The organism is Planktothrix tepida PCC 9214 (genome assembly GCF_900009145.1).
Lineage (GTDB): Bacteria > Cyanobacteriota > Cyanobacteriia > Cyanobacteriales > Microcoleaceae > Planktothrix > Planktothrix tepida.
Map to the genome: position 1 here is coordinate 515,137 of NZ_LN889812.1, position 17,813 is coordinate 532,949.

Sequence of the window (17,813 nt, forward strand, 5' to 3'; positions counted from 1 at the left end):
ACCCACCATTTCACCCTATTTAGTTCCAGTGCGTCAGTCCTGGTACTATATTGACGACGCAGACATTAGGGAAATCCAGTGGAGCCAAATTTTCAACCTCTCAATCCTGAGAATCCTGGGGTACAGGAAGTCATACAATATATGTTGTCACGTCGTCAGTTTCTTGTGTTAGGTACTGGCTCTTTTGTGACAACACTGATGCTTTCAAGCTTGATAGGGGAAGCTGAATCTGCTCAAAATACCGATGTTTCTTCTGCAAGCAATTCAATCAAAAGTGAGGTAAAAAGAATGGATATTCAGCCCACTAATCCTGACTATTTTATTCCCAATCGATTTCAAGGAAAAACGATTTTAATTACAGGTGCGGCGACGGGAATTGGATCGGCTACGGCGATTAGAGCCGCTCGTGAGGGTGCTAATGTGGTGGGAGTTGACCGCAAGGAAAAAGAACTCAATCAGACCATTAGCAACATTAAAGGGGAAGGACATAATGCGATCGCAATTGTCGGGAATGTGGTAGAAACGGCATTATGCGATCGTATGGTAACAGAAGCGGTGAAGGTCTTTGGCGGTGTCGATTTGGTGCTGAATGCGGCGGGAGTCATGGATGGAGGCGATCCGGCTCAACCTCTGAATTTTGAAGGTCAACGCAATTTGTTACCTAATTCAATTCATCTGGCTACTGATGAATATTGGGATGCTGTGGTAGCAACGAATACAACGGGTGTATTTAAGTCGATGCGCTCAGAACTGCGACAGATGGTTGCACAGGGTCAAGGGGGAGCTATTGTTAATATTGGTTCGATTGCAGGCTTAACCGGATTAGCTGGAAATCCCGCCTACGTTGCTAGTAAACACGGAGTTACAGGCTTAACGCGAAATGCAGCCCTAGATTATGCGCCTTACGGGATTCGCATCAACTCAGTTAATATGGCAGCCACAGATACACCAATGGTAGCGAGAGCGGGTGAATTTGTGCAAGCCAGCAAAAAATCTGGAGAGGGTAGCTCAATGGGTGGACTCAAACTCCAGAGCATTTTGTCTGCTGTTGATTCTAAACATCGTTCGGCTACGGTTTGGGAACAAGGAGCTATTATTCTGTTTCTTTTGTCTCCAGATGCTTCTAATTTAACGGGTTGTACTTATGCGACGGATGGAGGTTGGACGGCTTACTAAAGAGATTTAGTTCGACCGAGTGTAATAGCCTAGCTACCAAAATTATATAATATGAAATCCTTAAGTATTTGCTATCAATAATAAATGGGGTAACTCATCACTTTTTACTATCTCCTATTTCCTATTTTATTGTCCCCTCTGTTCCCTTTTCCCTCTAGTATTAATTTAAGGATTTCATATCAGAATCTGCGATCGCTTACAACAACCCAATTTATAAAGAAATCGGAATTTTATTGTGGGGAGTTTGTTGACGATAGCGATAATAAGCCGCACAAGCACCTTCAGAAGAAACCATCGGCGCGCCTAACGGATGTTCAGGAGTACAACGGGTTCCAAAAGCAGAACATTGATGGGGTTTTTTAATTCCTTGAAGAATTTCTCCGCTAATACAGTCAGCACAGGGAGAAGAAACGGGAATTAACCGTTGAGAATTAAACCGTTTTTGAGCATCAAAATCAATATATTTCTGTTTAATTCCTAACCCACTTTGGGGAATTTCCCCCAAACCTCGCCATTGACGGGGGACAATTTCAAACACTTCTTGAATAATTGTTTTAGCGGTTTCATTTCCTTCTCGACGCACGGAACGATTATATTGATTTTCGAGTTTATATTCGCTGTTTTCTAACTGTTGAATACAGAAATAAATCCCTTGTAAAATATCAACAGGTTCAAACCCAGTAACAACAATAGGAATTTGATATTTTTCAACAATAGGTTCATATTCCGTATATCCCATAATGGTGCAAACATGACCCGCCGCTAAGAAGCCTTGAACTTGACAATTAGGACTAGATAAAATAGCTTCCATCGCTGGAGGAACAAGCACATGGGAAACTAACAGGGAGAAATTATTAATGTTTTGTTGAGCCGCTTGATAAACTGCCATTGCCGTTGTTGGAGCGGTGGTTTCAAAACCAACGGCGAAGAAAATTACTTCTTTTGTCGGGTTTTGTTGGGCAATTTTTAAACAGTCTAAGGGGTTATAAACTATTCTAACATCTGCCCCAGTTGCTTTAACGCTTAAGAGGTCTTTTTCACTCCCTGGAACCCGTAACATATCGCCAAAGGAACAGAGAATAATATTAGGTAAAGAAGCGAGAGCAATGGCTTGATCAATAATATTAATATCGGTAACACAAACGGGACAGCCTGGGCCATGAATTAAGGTAATTTCTGAGGGTAATAATTCATCAATGCCATATTTAACAATAGAGTGGGTTTGTCCCCCACAAATTTCCATAATTGTCCAAGGTTTTGTGGTAATAGCTGCGATCGCTTTTGCATAATCCTGGGCTAATTTAGCATCTCGATATTCATCAACAAATTTCATAATATTTTTATAATAAATGGCTGAATTATAACTATACTATAACCCTAGTTCCTGGGTTCTACCCAGGAATCATAAATGTAGGCTCTGCCTACGGTAATTAAAATAGAATAGAGGCAGAGCCGCCATCAGAAGTTCCCCGGTAGAACCAGGGAACAAGGAATAGTTAAACTAAACTATGACCCAGTTAACCCCTAGTTCCTGGGTTCTACCCAGGAATCATAAATGTAGGCTCTGCCTACGGTAAATTAAAAATAGAATAGAGGCAGAGCCTCTATCAGAAGTTCCCCGGTAGAACCAGGGAACAAGGAATAGTTAAACTAAACTATGACCGAGTTTATAAGAGGTAATTGTCTTCATGTATTGAGCTCGTTCATAGGCAGATTCATCCTCACAATGGAGTTGAGACATAGAACCCTGCATTTGTTTCACGGACTCATATTCGTGTTCTTCCATCCAGTGTTTCATTTCATCTTCCATGACTTTAATATAATTAAAACCATGTCGAAGTAATGCAGAACAAACTTGAGTCACTTTTGCCCCAGCCATTAACATTTTAATGGCATCATGACCCCGTTGAACGCCACTGGTACAAGCTAAATCAGCGTTAATTCGACCATATAAAATCGCTATCCAACGCATGGGTAAACGCATATCATGGGGATTGCTTAAAACAGAACCCGGTTCAACAATTAATTCCTCTGCGTTAATATCCGGTTGCAGGAAACGATTAAATAACACTAAACCATCCGCCCCAGCATTGCAGAATTGTTTCGCCATATTCGCCATATTGCTAAAATACGGGCTCACTTTTAACGCAACGGGAATGGTCACTTCTGCTTTAACTTCTCGCAGAGTATTCAGATAGTTTTGTTCGACTTGTTCTCCGGTTAAATCAAAGTCTGTAGGAACATAATAAACGTTTAATTCAATTGCATCAGCCCCAGCTTGTTGCATCAATTGAGCATATTCCACCCAACCCCCAGAAGAAAAGCCGTTTAAACTGGCAATAATCGGAATATTCGTGCATTCTTTCGCTTGGCGAATATGTTCTAAATACAGTTCTGGCCCAACGTGATATTCATCCGGTTCAGGGAAATAACTTAACGCTTCTGCAAAGCTATTAGTTCCGTATTCTAAATGATGATGCAGTTCAAATTTTTCTCGGAGTAATTGTTCCTCAAATAAGGAATGTAAAACCACCGCCGCCGCCCCAGCATCTTCTAAACGTTTCACATTATCAATATCTTCTGAAAGGGGAGCCGCCGCAGAAGGAACGATGGGAGTCCGTAAATTTAAGCCGAGATATGTTGTTGATAAATCCATTGTTTTTTCGTCCTCGGTTTGCAGATGGGATCAGTTAATTAGAAACCGGGTTTCTTTTCCTAGATTGTAAGGATAACTAACAGTTAGTTAGAAACCCGGTTCCTTGTTTATACAGGTGTGGTTTCAGGGGGTTTGGTTTCAGAAGGTGGGGTAGATTTTGCCTCTGAATGACCGTTAGAATGACCGTTATGCTCCTTAGTTTCTACAGAACGAGCGGCCATGTATTCATACAATTTCCAACGGCTATTAACGTCCTGTTGAGCTTCTTGTAATAACCGTTTGGCGTCTGCTGGTTTGCTCTTGGTGAGCATTTTGAAACGGTTCTCCGCATACATGGAAGGTTCAACGGTTTTCTTGGGTGATTTAGAATCTAAAATTAACGGGTTTTTGCCTTGTTCTTTGAGTTCAGGGTTATAGCGATACAGCAACCAACGACCACTTTCCACCAATTCTTTTTGGTGGGTCATGGCCGTTGCCATATTAATCCCGTGAGCAATACAGTGAGAATAGGCAATAATAATCGATGGCCCGTCATAGGCTTCCGCTTCTAAGAAGGCTTTGAGGGTATGTTCATCCCGTGCACCCATCGCCACACTCGCTACATAAACGTTACCGTAGGTCATGGCAATTAAGCCTAAGTCTTTCTTGGGTGACGGTTTACCCCCAGCCGCAAACTTGGCAACGGCCCCGCGTGGAGTGGCTTTCGAGGACTGTCCCCCCGTATTGGAATAAACTTCCGTATCCAACACTAAAATATTGACGTTGCGGCCACTGGCGATGACATGATCTAAGCCACCGTAACCAATATCATAGGCCCAACCATCGCCCCCAATAATCCAAACGGATTTTTTAACTAAATAATCCGCTAAACTCAATAATTGTTGAGCATCGGGGGAATGATTTCCCTGTAATTTTTGTTTAAGTTCAGCAACGAGTTGCCGTTGTTCCCAAATATCCGCTTCTGATTTTTGTGGGTTATTGAGAATTTGGCTCACTAAATTATCCCCAACTTCACCACCGAGTTTTTGCAACAGTTCCAAGGCAAACCCAGTGTGTTTGTCGATGGACATACGGAACCCTAAGCCAAATTCGGCGTTATCTTCAAATAAACTATTTGCCCAAGCGGGGCCACGTCCATCGGCGTTTTGTGTCCAAGGCGTTGTCGGTAAGTTACCGCCATAAATGGAGGAACATCCGGTGGCGTTAGCGACCATCATGCGATCGCCAAATAACTGAGTTACTAATTTAACATAGGGGGTTTCACCACAACCGCCACAAGCACCCGAAAACTCAAATAACGGTTCTTGCCATTGTTGTTGACGGATCATATCTGGCCGTAATTTTAACCGATCCGGGTTGGGAATACTGAGGAAGAAATCCCAATTTTCCGCTTCTTGTTCGCGTAAGGGTAACTGAGGGGCCATGTTAATGGCTTTTTTCGACGGCATGGATTTATTTTTAGCCGGACAAACATCCACACACACGCCACATCCGGTACAATCTTCGGGAGCGACTTGGATGGTGAATTTTTCACCGCCAAAGGCTTTATCTTTAACGTCGGTAAATTTAAAGCTGGCGGGAGCGTTTTCTAAGGCTGCTGCATCATAAGCTTTACCCCGAATAACAGCATGGGGACAAACCATAATACATTTGCCACACTGCACACAGACATCGGCGTCCCAAACGGGGATATCTTGAGCAATATTGCGTTTTTCCCATTTGGAGGTTCCGGTGGGATAAGTACCATCGCAAGGCAGTTTACTAACGGGTAGTTCATCTCCTCGTCCGGCGATCATCATGCCTTCAACTTCTTTAACAAAGGCGGGAGCCGCTTCAGGAACGGGTAAAGCCCGCCGCAGTAGAGACGTGCCATGGCGCGTCTCTACTTCATAAAGATGTTCTAGGGTATCGTCAACAGCTTTTAAGTTTAAGCGGACAATTTCTGCACCTTTTTTACCGTAGGTTTTTTCGATCGCTTTTTTAATTTGATAGATCGCTTCATCCCGTGGTAAAACCTTCGCTAAGGCAAAGAAACACACCTGCATAATGGTATTAATGCGGTTGCCCATCCCCGTATCACGGGCGACTTGGTTGGCATTAATTACATAAAGCTTGATATTTTTTCGGATGATGGTTTCTTGAATTTCTATGGGCAAATTTTCCCAAACTTCATCGGGGCCATAGGGACTATTTAATAAGAACGTTGTGCCGTCCATTGCACATTTGAGAACGTCTAATTTTTCGATAAATGTCCATTGATGGCATCCGATAAAATTGGCTTGGCTAATTAAATAAATTGACCGGATCGGTTGTGGCCCAAACCGCAGGTGAGAAACGGTAACAGCCCCGGATTTTTTAGAGTCATAAACAAAATACCCTTGGGCGTAATTATCAGTTTCTTCCCCAATAATTTTAATCGAGTTTTTATTCGCACCAACGGTTCCATCGGCGCCCAAACCATAGAACATTGCCCGGACGACGTTATCCGGTTCGGTGGAGAAGTTAGGATCGTATTCTAATGACGTTTGGCTAACATCATCATGAATGCCGATGGTAAAGTGATTTTTGGGTTTAGTTTGAGCTAAATTATCAAAAATGCCTTTAACCATTGCCGGGTTAAATTCTTTAGAGGATAAGCCGTAACGACCGCCGACTAAAGTTTTAAGGTTTTTAATCTTAGCTTTGAGATCCTCGTTATCTCCTAACATCACTTCTTGAACGGCCGTAACCACATCTAAATAGAGAGGTTCCCCACTAGAACCGGGTTCTTTGGTTCGATCTAAAACCGCGATCGCTTTGACGGTTTCTGGCAGTTCTGCAACTAATTGTTCTCCCTGCCAAGGACGGTATAACCGAACTTTTAAGACTCCTAATTTTTCTCCTTGAGCGTTCAAATAATCGACGGTTTCATGAACGGTTTCGCAACCGGAACCCATGAGAATAATCACTTTTTCGGCATCGGGTGCGCCGTGATATTCAAATAGTTTATAATTCCGTCCTGTCAGTTGTCCGAATTTATCCATTGCCCGTTGTACAATTTCCGGGGTTTTGGCATAAAACGGGTTAACGGTTTCTCTGGCTTGGAAATAAACATCCGGGTTTTGGGCTGTGCCTCGCAGTACGGGACGGTCAGGCGTTAACGCCCGGTTACGATGTTCATAAACGTATTGATCATCGATCATGTCTCGCATGACACTCTCATCTAACAAATCAATTTTTTGAACTTCATGAGAGGTGCGAAATCCGTCAAAAAAGTGAATAAACGGAACCCGTGCTTCTAAAGTGGCGGCTTGGGCAATTAACGCCATATCCTGGGCTTCTTGCACCGAAGCCGAACACAACAAAGCAAACCCTGTGGCTCTGGCAGCCATGACGTCACTGTGATCGCCAAAAATTGATAACCCTTGGGCGGCTAAGGAGCGAGCAGCGACTTGGATCACGGCACAGGTTAACTCTCCCGCAATTTTGTAGAGGTTGGGGAGCATTAACATTAACCCTTGGGATGCTGTAAAGGTGGTGGTGAGGGAACCTGCTTGTAAGGCTCCATGAATGGCTCCGGCTGCTCCCCCTTCGCTTTGCATTTCCACAACGGCTGGAACCGTTCCCCACAGGTTTTTATCACCCACAGAAGCCCAAGTATCAGCCCATTCTCCCATTGGTGAGGAAGGCGTGATCGGATAAATGGCGATCACTTCACTTAAACGATAGGCAACACGGGCAACGGCTTCGTTACCATCTAGGGTTGCATAATTTTTTGTATTCATTCCTAAAATTCCTCTAGCAATAAAACTTTGATGTGTTCGCTCGTTTACCTACAGAATTATTGTGACAATTCATGCGCCAAAATTGACTGTTTTGTTGTTTAGTTTGGGTTGGTAATGATTCTAATTCTGTAATTAAACGGACAGAAATCTCCTTAAGAATTACTTCAGCTTTCTTTTGTTACCCCAGCTATTGTTTAATTTGGAATTTTCCAGAGTCAAATATCCGTCGAGATTAATTTTTCCTTAAATTTAGATTAAGGATTGTTGAGGTCTACCCCCTAGATTCCTATTTTAGATCATCTAATAAAAACGGCAGAAAGGGAACCACAACTTAACGTTTTTTAACTCATCGTCACGATTTGTAATAGCAGGGAACAGGGAACAGGGAACAGGAAAAAGTGATTAACGATCCGATCAACTATCTGTAGATTATCCCCTAAAACCCCTGTAGAGACGCGCCATGGCGCGTCTCTACGGTAGTTAATATTGTGAAGGGAGTTTCTAGGGATTTAACCCTAGAATTATTCCACTAAAACCGATCATGGAATGTGCGTTTAATCACGTCTAACTGTTGTTCACGAGTTAATTTAATGAAATTCACCGCATATCCAGAAACCCGAATGGTAAGTTGAGGATAGTTTTCAGGATGATTCATGGCATCAATGAGCATCTCTTTATCCAAGACATTAACATTAATATGATGTCCGCCATCATAGAAAAATCCATCCAACATTCCCGTGAGGTTATTAACTTGATCCTCTAGGGTTTTACCCAAGGCTTTCGGAATAATAGAAAAGGTGTAAGAAATCCCATCTTGAGCGTGTTCATAAGGCAGTTTTGCCACAGAAGCAAAGGAGGCGATCGCACCGTTACTATCCCGTCCATGAAGGGGGTTTGCTCCAGGTGCAAAAGGTTCACCTGCTTTACGTCCATCGGGGGTATTTCCGGTCATTTTGCCATACACCACATTGGAAGTAATTGTTAAAATAGATTGGGTGGGTACGGCATGGCGATAGGTTTTTTGATTGCGAACTTTATTCATAAAAGTCCGAACTAAATTCACGGCAATTTCATCGACTCGTTGATCATTATTGCCATATTTAGGATAATCTCCTTGAATTTCATAATCCAGAGCTAACCCATTTTCTCCCCGCAATATTTTGACTTGAGCATATTTAATCGCGGATAAAGAATCAGCTACAACGGATAACCCTGCGATCCCACAAGCTAAGGTTCGATAAACATCCCGATCATGTAACGCCATTTCAATGCGTTCATAACAGTATTTATCGTGCATATAGTGAATCACATTCAAGGTATTGACGTATAATTTCGCCAACCATTCCATCATTTGATCAAATTTGGTGACGACTTCATCATAATCTAAATATTCAGAAGTAATCGGAGCAAATAGGGGGGCAATTTGTTCCCCAGTTTTTTCATCTTTTCCGCCATTAATCGCATAAAGTAAAGCTTTAGCTAAGTTAGCGCGTGCTCCAAAAAACTGCATTTGTTTGCCAATCCGCATGGCACTAACACAACAAGCAATTCCATAATCATCCCCATAAATAGGACGCATGAGATCATCATTTTCATATTGAATGGAACTGCTATCAATCGAAACTTTAGCGCAGAATTTCTTGAAATTTTCAGGTAAGTTTTCTGACCATAAAACCGTTAAATTCGGTTCTGGTGCGGGGCCTAACGTTGATAATGTATGTAGGAACCGGAAACTGGTTTTACTGACTAATGAGCGTCCGTCTTCTGCCATTCCTCCGATACATTCTGTTACCCAAGTGGGATCACCTGAGAATAATTGATTATATTCTGGGGCTCGTAAAAATCGTACCATCCGCAATTTAATCACAAAATGATCGATAATTTCTTGGGCTTCAGATTCCGTTAAAATACCTTGTTTTAAATCCCGATTAAAGTAGATATCTAGGAAAGTTGAAACCCGTCCCAAGGACATCGCAGCACCATTTTGTTCTTTAACGGCCACTAAATAACCGAAATACGTCCACTGTACCGCTTCTTTGGCATTGGCAGCCGGAAGACTCAGATCAAATCCATAACTCGCCGCCATGATTTTGAGTTCTTTTAAGGCTTTAATTTGTTCTGAAATTTCTTCCCGTAGTTGAATGGTGGTTGCGACAATTTCATCCAATTCTAAGGATTCAAGTTGTTCTTTTTTATCACTAATTAACCGATCAATTCCATACAACGCAATGCGACGATAATCGCCAATAATTCGTCCCCGTCCATAGGCATCGGGTAATCCGGTAATAATACCAGAATGTCGCGCTTTTTTCATTTGATGAGTATAGGCATCAAAAACTCCATCATTATGAGTTTTGCGATATTTCGTAAAAATTTCTTCGGTTTCGGGATCAAGTTCATAACCATAGGAATGCAAAGAAGCTTTAACAACCCGAATTCCACCAAAGGGCATAATTGCACGTTTTAAGGGCTGATCGGTTTGTAAACCGACAATTTGTTCTAAGCTTTGATCAATATAACCTGGGTTGTGAGAAACAATATTAGAGGGAATTTTTGTATCCACATCTAAAATACCTTTTTCCCGTTCTACCCGCATCAAATCTCGAACTAAATTCCACAGGGTTTGAGTTCGTTCAGTGGCAGGAACTAAAAAGGATTCATCCCCAACATAAGGGGTATAATTTTTTTGAATAAAATTTCTGACATTAACTTCTTTTGTCCATTTCCCTTCAATAAATCCTTGCCATTGTTCACATAAATTACTAGGGGATTGATTTAAGATTCGACGTTCATTTGTAGCAATCATAATTCAGACTAACCTAATTCGATTTTAAACTTTAAGCTTTGACGTAAATAGCAGTAGCGGATAAATGTTAGAAGTGATAAGAGAGACGGATGACTCAACCTGAAAGCTTTTCTCTTTAGTTCAAATGTTGCTTATTTCCTGTTTTCTTTAATCTTAGCAACTTTATTGAACTGAAATTCCATAACGCTTAAAACAGTCTTTAACTTGATTAATCTGCTCAGAAGTTGGCACGGGCCTATCTTGGAGGCGATAAGTGTATCCCAGTTTTTCCCACTTATATTCTCCGAGTTTGTGGAAAGGTGATAATTCTACTTTTTCCACATTTTTCAATTGAGAAATAAACTTAGCTAATCCTTCAATATTGTCGGGATCATCGGTCAGATTAGGAACTAAAACGAACCGAATCCAAGTGGGTTTTTTAATCTCGTTCAAATAGTGAGCAAATCTCAAGGTGGGTTCAATAGAAGTACCCGTTACTTGACGATAGGTTAACGGATCAAAGGATTTAATATCCAATAAAACCAAATCTACAAATTCGAGTACAGGTTTAGCAACGGTTAAGTTAACGAAACCTGAAGTATCCAAGGCGGTGTGAATTCCGATTTCTTGGCAGCGTTGGAAAATTGCTTGCACAAAGTCGGGTTGTACTAAGGGTTCACCCCCGCTAATCGTAACACCCCCTCCCGAAAATCGCATATAAGAGCGATATTTTTGAATTTCAGCAATTAGTTCATCAACAGTAATTTCTATGCCATCTTCTCGGTTTCGAGTGTCAGGGTTATGGCAATAAAGACACTGGAGACAACAGCCTTGAGTAAAAATAATAAATCGGATTCCTGGGCCATCAACGGTGCCACAAGTCTCTATAGAATGAATCCGACCTGAAACTTTAGAAAGCCGTGAAATGCTTTGAATGGTTTCTGGATGTTGATGGGTTTTAACCGTCATGGTGATACCCTAATTTCATCATATCCAATCCCAGATTAAGAAGGTTTTAAGAACGTTTAAAGTCTATCTCCCTCGTTTTTTTGTGAGGAACCCGGTGTTCCCTGATGTTATTCTCTAACACAACAGGGAAAATTGAAATCGTCTCTTAACGTATTTTAACTGATTGTCACCATTTGTTGTAAATCTGTTAAGGTTTGTTGTGCGGCTTGTTCATCGACAATACTCAGCGCAAAACCCACATGAACAATGACATAATCACCGACTTTAACCTCTGGAACATAAGCTAGGTTGACTTCTTTGACCAGTCCGCCAAAGCTAACTTTCCCAATTTTTTCTAAGGGATCATTGCCAGAAATACTGAGCAATTGACCGGGAATCGCTAAACACATTGCTTTACCTATATTATTGTTACATTTCTTGAAGGACAGAGGAGAGCTTATGAGGAAATCAACACCTGTTCTGGGGGGCTGATTTTCCTTCTGTTTGGTGTGAACCCCATCTCATGGTTCCATTATTAACTCACACTGATTAATTCTTTTTTTTATTTTAAGACTTTTTTCCAGAAGTAGGAAGTAGACTTACAATTTAGAATAGAAGTTGGAGTCAAACCAAGAATCGTCGAGATAAACAACATAAGGGTTGTATAACCAACTCTTAACAAAGTCTACAATCCCTAAGTCCACAAACGTTATTGAATTGGTGATCATTTTGCTGAACTGAACAGAACTTTTTGCAACGGATCTGGCATTAAAAATCAGCAACAATCCACATCATGAGTAGAGAACTGAACTATGCAATCTTCTACGGTAACTGCTGCAAAAACCGATAAGCCCAAGGCTGAAACTGCCAAAGGAGGCGATAAACGATTTAAAGTCCTCGATATGACGATGAAACGGAATCAATATCGTCAGGACGCTTTAATTGAAGTGCTGCATAAAGCGCAAGAATCCTTTGGCTATTTAGAAGAAGAAGTTTTAATCTATGTGGCGCGCAATTTAAAACTGCCCCTGAGTTATGTCTACGGGGTGGCCACATTCTATCATTTATTCTCCCTCAAACCCAATGGGGCCCATACCTGTGTTGTGTGTTTGGGAACCGCTTGTTACGTCAAAGGTAGCGGGGATGTCTTAGCCGCCTTGGAAGCGAAAACGGGAATTAAAGCGGGGGAAACTACTCCCGATAATCAAATTTCCATTATGACCGCCCGTTGTATTGGGGCTTGTGGCATTGCTCCGGCTGTTGTTTTTGATGGTAAAGTTGCTCCCCAAATTTCCCCAGAGGTGGCTTGCGATCGCATTGCGGAATGGGAGTAGAGAGGTTTTTAACAGGTAAGATGCCTGTTCCACAATACAGAGCAGAGGAACACAAAAATTATGGAATATAGCGAATTATTAGAACTAGCCGAGAAGGAACAAAAAGCTCAAAAGCCGATCCGGGTTCACTGTTGTACCTCAACGGGTTGTGTGGCGGCTAACTCCTTGGGGGTGAAAACGGAAATGGAACAAGCCGTTAAAACGGCTGGACTTGAAGAGCAAGTGCAAGTGGTGGGTGTCGGTTGTATGGGCTTCTGTGGACGGGGGCCAATGGTGGAAGTCGAACCCGTCGGACTGCAATATGAGAAAGTCACCCCGGAAGAAGCGCCTTCAATTATTGAAGCCATTAATGGGGGAGAAGCCAAACCCGTCCAAGGCGATCGCCATCATCCGTTTTTCAGTCGTCAATTATTAATCGTTCGGGAAAATAGCGGTAAAATTGACCCAGAAAAAATTGGCGAATATGTTGCCGTTGGCGGATATCAAGCCTTATATCATGCCCTTTATGAAATGAGTCCGGCGGATGTCGTTGCCGAAATTACCAAATCCGGTTTACGGGGAAGAGGCGGCGCGGGATATCCGACCGGGTTAAAATGGGCCACCGTTGCCAAAATGCCTCCGGGTCAGAAATACGTCATCTGTAACGCCGATGAAGGCGATCCCGGCGCGTTTATGGATCGGAGTGTGCTAGAAAGTGATCCCCATCGGATCTTAGAAGGGATGGCGATCGCAGGTTATGCGGTGGGGGCGACCCAAGGGTATATTTATGTGCGGGCTGAATATCCCCTGGCCATTAGCCGTCTGCAAAAAGCCATCCAACAAGCCAAACGCCAAGGCTTTTTAGGCAGTCAAATCTTTGGATCAGCCATTGATTTCCGCATTGATATCCGGGTCGGGGCGGGAGCCTTTGTTTGTGGGGAAGAAACAGCCCTGATTGCTTCCATTGATGGCGGACGTGGCACACCTCGCCCCCGTCCCCCCTATCCCGCCGTTTCTGGGTTATGGGGTTGTCCCACCTTAATTAATAACGTCGAAACCTTTGCCAATATTGCCCCAATTCTCAAAAAAGGAGCCGACTGGTTTGCTAGTATTGGTACAGAAAAGAGCAAAGGGACGAAAATTTTCTCCCTTACCGGAAAAATTCGCAATACCGGACTCATTGAAGTCCCGATGGGCATTAGCCTACGGGAAATTGTCGAGGAGATGGGGGGCGGAATTGCGGGGGGCGGAAAAGTCAAAGCCGTGCAAACCGGGGGGCCATCGGGTGGCTGTATTCCCGTCGATTATTTAGATACTCCGGTTGATTACGAATCATTGGCCCAATTAGGATCTATGATGGGATCAGGAGGCATGGTGGTGATGGATGAAGACACCAGCATGGTTCAAGTCGCCCAATTTTATATGGAATTCTGTCGAGGGGAAACCTGCGGAAAATGCGTTCCCTGTCGGACAGGAACGGTGCAACTGTATCAAATGTTAACAAAAATTCTCAATCAACAAGCGACTTCCGCAGATATTGAGAAAATGAAACAGTTGTCGGAAATGGTGAAAGCCACCAGTTTATGCGGACTCGGACAAACCGCACCGAACCCGGTTTTGAGTACCTTACGCTATTTCCCAGAGGAATATACGACTTTATTGAAATCGGAAGAAAACGGACAAGTTCCGGTGTCTTAAATTGACATAACGGAAATCGTTTTGCTCTGAGATTGGCGTTAGTTTCGATGAGTGATTAATCTGATGATTCGAGTGATTTATCGTTGGAAAGTTCAACCTGAAAAGAAAACAGAATTTATTCAAGCTTGGACACAAGCCACTGAAACCATTCGACATCAGGTTTTAGGTTCAAAAGGTAGTTTATTACTGCGTTCTACCCAACATTCATCGGAATTTATTGCGATCGCTCGATGGGAAACTTTAGAACACTGGCAAAAATTTTGGCAAGGTGATCCACCCGATCCCCAAGCTTTTCAAATCATGCAAACGGTTAGTCAGTTATTATCCCATCAAGTCTGCGAGGAAATAGAAGATTTAACGCTTCTATAGGATTGTAATTCACCCATTACAACACACACTTTAAACGAGGGTAAGTCAATTATGTTTTGCGAACAATGCGAACAAACAGCGAGTGGAAATGGGTGTCATCAATGGGGAGCTTGTGGTAAAAGTCCTGAAGTTAATGCAGTCCAAGATTTATTAATGTATTGCTTACGGAGTATTGCCCCCATTGCGTTAAAAGCCTATGAGTTAGGAATTCCAAATCGGGAACTGGATCGTTTTAGCTGTGAATCGATCTTTTCCACGATGACGAATGTTAACTTCAATACGAAGCGATTTTCTGACTCCGCCAAAGAAGCATTGCATTTTCGAGAAACCTTAAAACAAGCCGTTGAACAGCAAAATCAAACGTCGATTCAATGGCCAGAAATCTGTTCCTATCAGCCGAACTTTGAAGAAAGTTTAGCGGAACAAGGACAACAGTTTGCTTTAGATTTAATTCAAAAAGCCAGTGGGAATATTGACATTTATTCCTTGCAATTAACCACGATTTACGGCTTAAAAGGATTAGCCTCTTACACCTTCCACGCCTACGAATTGGGGCAAGAAGATGAAAAGATTTATCAGTTCATCTATAAAGCCTTAGCTGCTTTAGATCAGCAAGATTTAGACTTAAATGCTTGGGTCGGTTTAGCGTTAAAAGTCGGAGAAATGAACCTGCGGGCGATGGAATTATTAGATGCCGGACATACCGGACATTATGGACATCCAACCCCAACAACGGTTCCCTTAAATCATCGTCAAGGTAAGGCTATTTTAGTCTCTGGACATGATATTAAACAGTTGGAAGCGTTGTTACAACAAACCGCAGAAACGGGAATTACCGTTTATACTCATGGAGAACTTTTACCCGCTCACGGATATCCGGTTTTAAAACAAAAATATCCCCATTTGTACGGACATTTTGGCACAGCATGGCAGAATCAAACTAAAGATTTTGCTAAGTTTCCAGGGGCGATTGTGGTCACAACCAATTGTTTAATGCCACCCCATGAAACCTATGATGAAAAACTGTTTACCATTGGGCCTGTGGGGTATCCAGGGTTAAATTATTTACCCTCAGATGAAAGCGGTATTCCTGACTTTACTCGGGTGATTCAAAAAGCCTTAGAACTCCCTGGATTTTCTGATGATGAAACTCCCCGTGAAGTCAAAACAGGATTTGCTCACAATGCCGTTTTAAATGTTGCAGATCATGTGATTGATGCCGTTAAAACTGGAAAAATTCGTCACTTCTTTTTAGTGGGGGGTTGTGATGGAGCAAAACCCGGACGGAGTTACTATACCGAATTTGTGGAAAAAGTACCCCAAGATTGCGTTGTCCTGACATTAGCGTGTGGGAAATTCCGCTTTTTTGATAAACAATTAGGGGAGATTGGGAGCATTCCTCGGTTGATGGATGTGGGGCAATGTAACGATGCTTATTCTGCTATTCAAATTGCGTTAGGGTTAGCCAAAGCTTTTGATATTGGGGTCAATGAATTACCCCTATCAATGATTTTGTCATGGTATGAACAAAAAGCCGTTGCAGTTTTATTAACGCTGCTCTATTTAGGCATTCAAGACATCCGTTTAGGCCCCACATTACCCGCCTTTATTTCTCCCAATGTCTTCAAATTACTGTCAGAAACCTATCATCTCAAACCGATTTCAACTCCCGATGAAGATTTGGCAGCTTGTTTAGCTTAAAGATTGGGTGGGCTTTTGCCCACCTTTCTCCTACAAATCATGTTAAAAATTCCAGGAAAAAATGCTATAATGAAACTAGATACCTCTTAAAATTAAAGGATTAAATTTCATATTTAAACCTTATAGGAGATCAAAAAAATATGTCTGTAAAAACCCTAACTATTGATGGAATTGATGTTGCTGTAGAACAAGGAACCTCAATTCTGAAGGCGGCTGAAGAAGCAGGAGTGAAAATTCCGAAACTTTGTCATTTAGAAGGCGTTTCCGATGTGGGAGCTTGTCGGTTATGCTTAGTTGAAATTAAAGGCATTAATCGTTTATTACCCGCTTGTGTAACGGAAGTTTCCGAAGGCATGGAAGTCTTTACAAACAGCCCCCAACTGCAAGATTATCGACGCATGACTGTAGAGCTATTATTTGCAGAAGGAAATCATGTTTGTGCGGTTTGTGTTGCCAATGGAAACTGCGAATTACAGGACGTTGCCATTGAAGTGGGGATGGATCATAGTCGTTTTCCCTATCGTTTTCCTGAACGAGAAGTAGACATTACTCATCCTAAATTTGGCATCGATCATAACCGTTGTATTCTGTGTACTCGGTGTGTCAGAGTTTGTGCTGAAATTGAAGGAGCCCACGTCTGGGATATCGGCTATCGGGGAGCCGCAGCCAAAGTTATTACAGGGTTAAATCAACCTTGGGGTGAAGTGGATGCGTGTACATCCTGCGGCAAATGTGTTGATGCTTGTCCGACGGGTTCTATCTTCAGAAAAGGCACAACAACAGCCGAAATGCAACGCGATCGCGAAAAACTAGAATTCTTAGCAGAAGCAAGAGGGAAACATCAATGGACAAGATAAGATTTGCTACAGTTTGGTTAGCGGGATGTTCCGGCTGCCATATGTCGTTTTTAGACTTAGATGAATGGCTGTTTGATCTCGCGGAAAAAGTCGATGTTGTGTTTAGTCCCGTCGGTTGCGACTTAAAAGATTATCCCGAAAACGTCGATGTTTGTTTAGTGGAAGGTGCTGTTGCTAACGAAGAAAATTTAGAGTTATTAAATCAAGTCAGAAAACGCACAAAACTCTTAATTTCTTTTGGAGATTGTGCTGTAACGGCTAACGTTCCGGCGATGAGAAATATGTTAGGCAGCACGGAACCTGTGTTAAAACGTTGTTATTTAGAACTCAGTGATACAGGGACTCAACTCCCCAAAGAACCGGGAATTGTACCCGAACTGTTAGACCGCGTTCGCCCTATTCATGAATTAGTTAATGTTGACATCTTTTTACCCGGATGTCCTCCGTCTGCGGAGCGAATTAAAGCCGCTATTGCTCCTCTTTTAGAAGGACAAAAACCCGCTATGGTTGGGCGAGAAATGCTGAAATTCGGTTAACCTGTTCTTG

General features: G+C 42.3%; 13 protein-coding genes. 7 read left to right on the forward strand and 6 right to left on the reverse strand.

All coding sequences use genetic code 11. From position 1 onward, the window contains the following. Positions 1–288 precede the first annotated feature (288 nt). Positions 289–1,176 (forward strand): SDR family NAD(P)-dependent oxidoreductase, encoded by an 888-nt coding sequence (locus tag PL9214_RS22155; protein ID WP_072721204.1) that lies wholly within the window; start codon positions 289–291, stop codon positions 1,174–1,176. Positions 1,177–1,387: 211 nt separating this feature from the next. Here the strand turns inward: PL9214_RS22155 and hypD are convergent, their stop codons facing one another. The 6 genes from hypD to PL9214_RS22185 form a co-directional block, all read right to left on the reverse strand. Next, positions 1,388–2,509 (reverse strand): hydrogenase formation protein HypD, encoded by a 1,122-nt coding sequence (gene hypD / locus PL9214_RS22160; protein ID WP_072720979.1) that lies wholly within the window; start codon positions 2,507–2,509, stop codon positions 1,388–1,390. Positions 2,510–2,821: 312 nt separating this feature from the next. After that, entirely contained in the window at positions 2,822–3,832 is a 1,011-nt protein-coding gene (locus PL9214_RS22165; protein ID WP_072720981.1) for a dihydroorotate dehydrogenase-like protein, read from the reverse strand. A gap of 107 nt (positions 3,833–3,939) precedes the next feature. Next, complete coding sequence (gene nifJ / locus PL9214_RS22170) at positions 3,940–7,596, reverse strand: pyruvate:ferredoxin (flavodoxin) oxidoreductase (RefSeq protein ID WP_072720983.1); 3,657 nt, start codon at positions 7,594–7,596, stop codon at positions 3,940–3,942. Positions 7,597–8,125: 529 nt separating this feature from the next. Continuing rightward, complete coding sequence (gene pflB, locus PL9214_RS22175; RefSeq protein ID WP_072720985.1) at positions 8,126–10,402, reverse strand: formate C-acetyltransferase; 2,277 nt, start codon at positions 10,400–10,402, stop codon at positions 8,126–8,128. Positions 10,403–10,564: 162 nt separating this feature from the next. Further along, complete coding sequence (gene pflA, locus PL9214_RS22180) at positions 10,565–11,350, reverse strand: pyruvate formate-lyase-activating protein (protein ID WP_072720987.1); 786 nt, start codon at positions 11,348–11,350, stop codon at positions 10,565–10,567. A 155-nt stretch (positions 11,351–11,505) separates the two neighbouring features. Continuing rightward, on the reverse strand, positions 11,506–11,739 hold the full coding sequence (locus PL9214_RS22185) for a HypC/HybG/HupF family hydrogenase formation chaperone (RefSeq protein WP_072720989.1): 234 nt from the start codon (positions 11,737–11,739) through the stop codon (positions 11,506–11,508). A 402-nt stretch (positions 11,740–12,141) separates the two neighbouring features. On the opposite strand from PL9214_RS22185, the gene hoxE reads away from it, so the two are divergent. The 6 genes from hoxE to PL9214_RS22215 all read left to right on the forward strand — a co-directional run bounded on the left by hoxE (position 12,142) and on the right by PL9214_RS22215 (position 17,803). Beyond that, positions 12,142–12,663 carry a bidirectional hydrogenase complex protein HoxE gene (hoxE, locus tag PL9214_RS22190; protein ID WP_072720990.1) on the forward strand — a complete coding sequence of 174 codons (522 nt, stop codon included), beginning with the start codon at positions 12,142–12,144 and terminating at the stop codon, positions 12,661–12,663. 60 nt (positions 12,664–12,723) lie between these two features. After that, positions 12,724–14,340 carry a NuoF family protein gene (locus tag PL9214_RS22195; RefSeq protein ID WP_072720991.1) on the forward strand — a complete coding sequence of 539 codons (1,617 nt, stop codon included), beginning with the start codon at positions 12,724–12,726 and terminating at the stop codon, positions 14,338–14,340. 63 nt (positions 14,341–14,403) lie between these two features. Beyond that, positions 14,404–14,709: an antibiotic biosynthesis monooxygenase family protein gene (locus PL9214_RS22200; protein ID WP_072720993.1), complete on the forward strand. Its 306-nt coding sequence runs from the start codon at positions 14,404–14,406 to the stop codon at positions 14,707–14,709. A gap of 51 nt (positions 14,710–14,760) precedes the next feature. Beyond that, positions 14,761–16,410, forward strand: coding sequence for a hydroxylamine reductase (gene hcp, locus PL9214_RS22205; protein WP_072720994.1), 1,650 nt, complete (start codon positions 14,761–14,763; stop codon positions 16,408–16,410). A 140-nt stretch (positions 16,411–16,550) separates the two neighbouring features. Further along, positions 16,551–17,267, forward strand: coding sequence for a bidirectional hydrogenase complex protein HoxU (hoxU, locus tag PL9214_RS22210; RefSeq protein ID WP_072720996.1), 717 nt, complete (start codon positions 16,551–16,553; stop codon positions 17,265–17,267). Then, a complete protein-coding gene (locus PL9214_RS22215) occupies positions 17,255–17,803 on the forward strand; it encodes an NADH-quinone oxidoreductase subunit B family protein (RefSeq protein WP_072720997.1) in 549 nt (182 codons plus the stop codon). Before hoxU ends, PL9214_RS22215 begins: the two co-directional genes overlap by 13 nt. Positions 17,804–17,813 lie beyond the last annotated feature (10 nt).